General features: G+C 69.6%; 6 protein-coding genes. 1 reads left to right on the top strand and 5 read right to left on the bottom strand.

Annotated elements, in window-relative coordinates; genetic code table 11:
• Window positions 1–72 precede the first annotated feature (72 nt).
• From HUV01_RS13390 to HUV01_RS13370, 5 genes are read right to left on the bottom strand one after another with little or no spacing between them, the layout of a single operon-like run.
• Entirely contained in the window at window positions 73–873 is an 801-nt protein-coding gene (locus HUV01_RS13390; protein ID WP_174298722.1) for a hypothetical protein, read from the bottom strand.
• A 44-nt stretch (window positions 874–917) separates the two neighbouring features.
• Complete coding sequence (locus HUV01_RS13385; RefSeq protein WP_174298721.1) at window positions 918–1,874, bottom strand: cation diffusion facilitator family transporter; 957 nt, start codon at window positions 1,872–1,874, stop codon at window positions 918–920.
• Between the two features lie 9 nt (window positions 1,875–1,883).
• Complete coding sequence (locus tag HUV01_RS13380) at window positions 1,884–2,837, bottom strand: aldo/keto reductase (RefSeq protein WP_174298720.1); 954 nt, start codon at window positions 2,835–2,837, stop codon at window positions 1,884–1,886.
• Window positions 2,834–3,073 (bottom strand): hypothetical protein, encoded by a 240-nt coding sequence (locus tag HUV01_RS13375; protein ID WP_217431009.1) that lies wholly within the window; start codon window positions 3,071–3,073, stop codon window positions 2,834–2,836. The genes HUV01_RS13380 and HUV01_RS13375 overlap by 4 nt, the downstream gene beginning before the upstream one ends.
• Window positions 3,074–3,093: 20 nt before the next feature.
• The gene (locus tag HUV01_RS13370) at window positions 3,094–3,441 is read right to left on the bottom strand and encodes a hypothetical protein (protein ID WP_174298718.1); all 348 of its coding nucleotides are present in this window, start codon (window positions 3,439–3,441) and stop codon (window positions 3,094–3,096) included.
• Window positions 3,442–3,588: 147 nt separating this feature from the next.
• Between HUV01_RS13370 and HUV01_RS13365 the strand changes: the two genes are divergently transcribed.
• Window positions 3,589–3,928: ArsR/SmtB family transcription factor (locus HUV01_RS13365; RefSeq protein ID WP_174298717.1), on the top strand; the 340-nt coding region annotated here is incomplete at its 3' end.

The following is a 3,928-nucleotide window of genomic DNA, read 5'->3' as shown; positions in this document are numbered from 1 at the left end:
CCCGGTCAGCAACTTCATGCCACCAGAATCATCCGCGATTCCACCCAGTTCCTTCACTCTGCCAAAGTAGTGCTAGTTCGTCGGAGCCGTCTCGATGTGCTCAGGGAGGCCGGCAACTGTGCCGCCGGCCGCGGGCTCGGCGGCCGTGTCCGCGCGCCCCTGCCGGCCCGTCTCCATCGATTTGGCGGTGATGACCGCCGTCGGGGCAGCCGCCGGGTGCGTGTCGGTGAAGGCCAGCGCGGGGGCGATGGCGCCCGTCGCGGTCAAGACGGGCAGTTCGGGATCGAGACCCGGGATCGGCGTCAGGCCGGCGATATACTGCTTGCCGTGCAGGTCGACCGTCGCCACGCGACCGGCGTTGGCGGCCTCCACCGCGACCAGATAGGACCGCGGGCGCTTCATCAGACCGGGCTGGTCGGTGCCCGCCAGCCCCAGCCGCTCGGCCGCGATCTTCACGAAGGTCACGCAGTTGCGCTTGTTCATGTCGTATCGCTGGTTACCACCTGGTCCCCATTCGTCGAGCAGCTTCAGCACCGCGAGATACTGATCGTCGGTCATCGCCACCGAGAAATGCGCGTCGCTGCCCTTCATGTAGTTGATGTCCGCGGGTTCCAGCATGCCCGCGACCGATCCGAACAGGATCGCGGGGCTGACGTGTCGCGCGGTGAAGCCGATGTTCATGTCGACCGGCGCCCCGCCCCGGTCGGGGTGGCCGCGCATGGTGATGAACGCGTGCGGGAAGTTGTTCCCGAACTCGTGGCTCCAGAAGGTGATCGTCACCGCGGCGGAGGCGGGCAGCGCGATCCCGAGCCACAGGACCAGCGCGAGGACTGCCCGCACGAACGGGCGGGCGGGGAAGCGTGCAACGATCATAACCCGATGGTATAGTAATCCAACGGGTATCGGAAGCCGGCCGATCAGCCCGGTTCAGGGTCCGTCGGCGACACCAGCGTCGCCGCATCCTCGTGCCGTTCGGGACGGATGTAGATCGACGACAACATCGGCTCGGCCCGCTTGAGCTCGGCTTCCATCCGCTCGATCAGCCGCTCCGCCTCGCCCATCGTCAGCCTGTCGTCGAAGTCCGCGCTGATCGCCGCGAACACCGACGACGGGCCGGTGTGGATCGTGCGGACATGGTTGACCTGCGCCACCTGGGGGTGGGCGGCCACGATGTCCCTGATCGCGGCGATCACCACCGGGTCCGCTCGCTCGCCGATCAGCAGCCCCTTGGCCTCGCGCGCCAGCAGCAGCGCGACGCCGCCCAGCACCCCGCCGATGACGATCGATGCGATCCCGTCGAGGCGCGGATCGCTCCAATGGTGCGACGCCCAGACGCCGATCCCGGCGATGAGCAGGCCGACCAGCGCGGCCGAATCCTCGAACACGACGATGAACGTCGCCGGGTCCTTCGACTGCCGGATCGCCTGCCACCAGCCGACTGGCCCCTTATCGCGCCCGAGCGCCCGTATCGCGACGGTCCACGACGTACCCTCCAGCAGCGCGGACACGCCCAGCACGATGTAGTTCAGCCTCGCGTCCTGCAGCGGCTCGGGATGCGCGATGTGACGCCAGCCCTCGAACGCCGACACCAGCGCGCCGATCCCGAAGATCAGGATCGCGACCACGAACGCCCAGAAATACAGCTCGCGCGCATAGCCGAACGGGTGGAACTGGTCGGGCGGGCGGCGCGCCCGGTGCCCGCCCCACAGCAGCAGCAACTGGTTGACGCTGTCCACCACCGAGTGGACGCCCTCCGTCAGCATCGAGGACGACCCCGACAGCGCGGCGGCGACGAACTTGGCCGCCGCGATGCCCAGGTTCGAGCCCAGGGCGGCAACCAGCACGAGCGTGGACTCCGGCTTGTGCTCAGCCATGCGGCGAGGTCAGGCGCCGGACGCGTCGAGCGCCGCGACCTGGTCCGCGCCCAGCGTCAGCGTCATCGCGCCCAGCAGATCGTCGAGCTGGCCCGTGCCGGTGGCGCTGGCGATCGGCGCGGTGACGCCCGGCTTGGCCAGCAGCCATGCCAGCGCGATCTGCGCGAGCGTGGCGCCGGTCGCGTCCGCCACGTCGTCCATCGCCGCCAGCACCGCCGGCCCCTTGCCGTCGAACACCTTGCCCATCCGGCCGCCGCGAACGCTCCGCTCCAGGTCGTCACGCGTCCGGTATTTGCCCGTGAGAAAGCCGGCGGCGATGCTGGAATAAGTGACCACGCCGACATCCCCGGCAACGCAGAAGTCGCGCTCCGCATCCTCGAACCCGCGGCTGACGAGATTGTATTCGGGCTGCAACACGTCGAAACGCGGCAAGCCGTGCGCGTCCGACAACGCGCGCGCCTCCCTCAACCGCGCGACGTCGTAGTTCGAGGCCCCGATCGCGCGCACCTTGCCGGCCTTCACCAGTCGGCCGAACGCGCCGAGCGTGTCGGCGAGCGGCGTGTGCGGGTCGTCGCGATGCGCGAAATACAGGTCGATCCGGTCGGTGCCGAGCCGCCGCAGCGACGCATCGCAGGCGGCGGCGATCCGTGCCGGTTCCAGTTTCTCGCCGCCATCCCCGGGCAGCAATCCGACCTTGGTCGCGATCAGCACCCGATCGCGCTTGCCGCTCGTCCTCAGCCATTCGCCGACGATCGTCTCCGACTCGCCGCCCCGGTTGCCCGGCGCCCAGGCGGAATAGACGTCGGCCGTGTCGATCATCGTTCCACCGCCGGCGACGAACGCATCCAGGACGGCGAAGCTGGCGGCCCGGTCGGCGGTCCAGCCGAAGACGTTGCCGCCAAGGACGAGCGGCGCGATCGACAGGCCGGAGCTGCCGAGGCGGCGGATCGGGGCAGGGGTCAAGAGGCATCCTCCGTATTGTCCGGGACATCGGGATCCACGACATTGGCCGATGCGCCGTTCGCGTCGAGCAGCGCGGCCGCGTCGTTGAGCTGGGCCTGTTCGTCCGCGCTCAATGCGGCGGGGTCGTCGGCCCTGTGGGTACAACCGCCCAATCCCCCCGCCGCGCCAATCGCCGTGGGCAGGAACGCCAGCGCGACGATGGAGCGGACGCGGGCCGCCGTCACTGCCGGCTTCACTGCCGCCGTCACTGCCGACGTCACTGGTCGAGCTTGTCGCCGGCCTTCTTCAGCGCGCGGCCAGTGGCATGGCTGGCCCGATCGGCGGCGTTGCCGATCGCACCGCCCGCGCGGTCGAGCGAGTCGCCGGCGCGATCGAGCGTGTTGCCGCCGTCGGTCATGCTGCCTGCGGCATTGCTCATCGATTGCTGCGCGCTGCCGAACGCCTTGTCGCTGGCCGCGTCGACGCTGTTGACGGCCCGCGACATGGTCGTGTTCGCGTCGGCGGCGATGCTGTCCGCCGCCTGGCTGGTGTCGTCCTTCGACTTCTGGCTGCATCCGGCGAGCGCCAGAAGGGAAAGGGCGGCGGCGATGGGCGACAGGCGCATGGATCGTTCCTTGGCTGGTGGACTGACGGCGATCGATGATGACGACCGGGACGCAGGGGGCAACGCGGTTCCCGCCGCTTCGCTCCCGCCCGTCCCGATCACCGGACCGATTGACGTCATATAAAGATATCTTTATACGGTGATGTCATGGCGACCGCGCTCGATATCTTCCGTGCCCTGGCCGATGCGACCCGCCTGCGCATCCTCGCGCTGCTGCGTACGATGGAGCTGTCGGTCGGGGAACTCGCCCAGGTGCTGGGGCAGAGCCAGCCGCGCGTGTCGCGTCACGTCAAGATCCTGGTCGACGCCGGTCTCGCAGAGCGGCGCAAGGAGGGTAGCTGGGTGTTCGTCGCGTTGGGCGTCGCGGACCGCACGGGGCCGGTGCTCGCCGCGCTGGACGGCTGGGACCTCGATGGCTGGAAGGGGGCGCAGGGCGACCACTGGACCGCCGCAGACGCCGCCCGGCTCGCCGCCGTGCGCGCCGATC

It is taken from the genome of Sphingomonas bacterium, assembly GCF_903643035.1.
Lineage (GTDB): Bacteria > Pseudomonadota > Alphaproteobacteria > Sphingomonadales > Sphingomonadaceae > Sphingomonas.
This window is presented reverse-complemented; position numbering and strand designations above follow the sequence as displayed.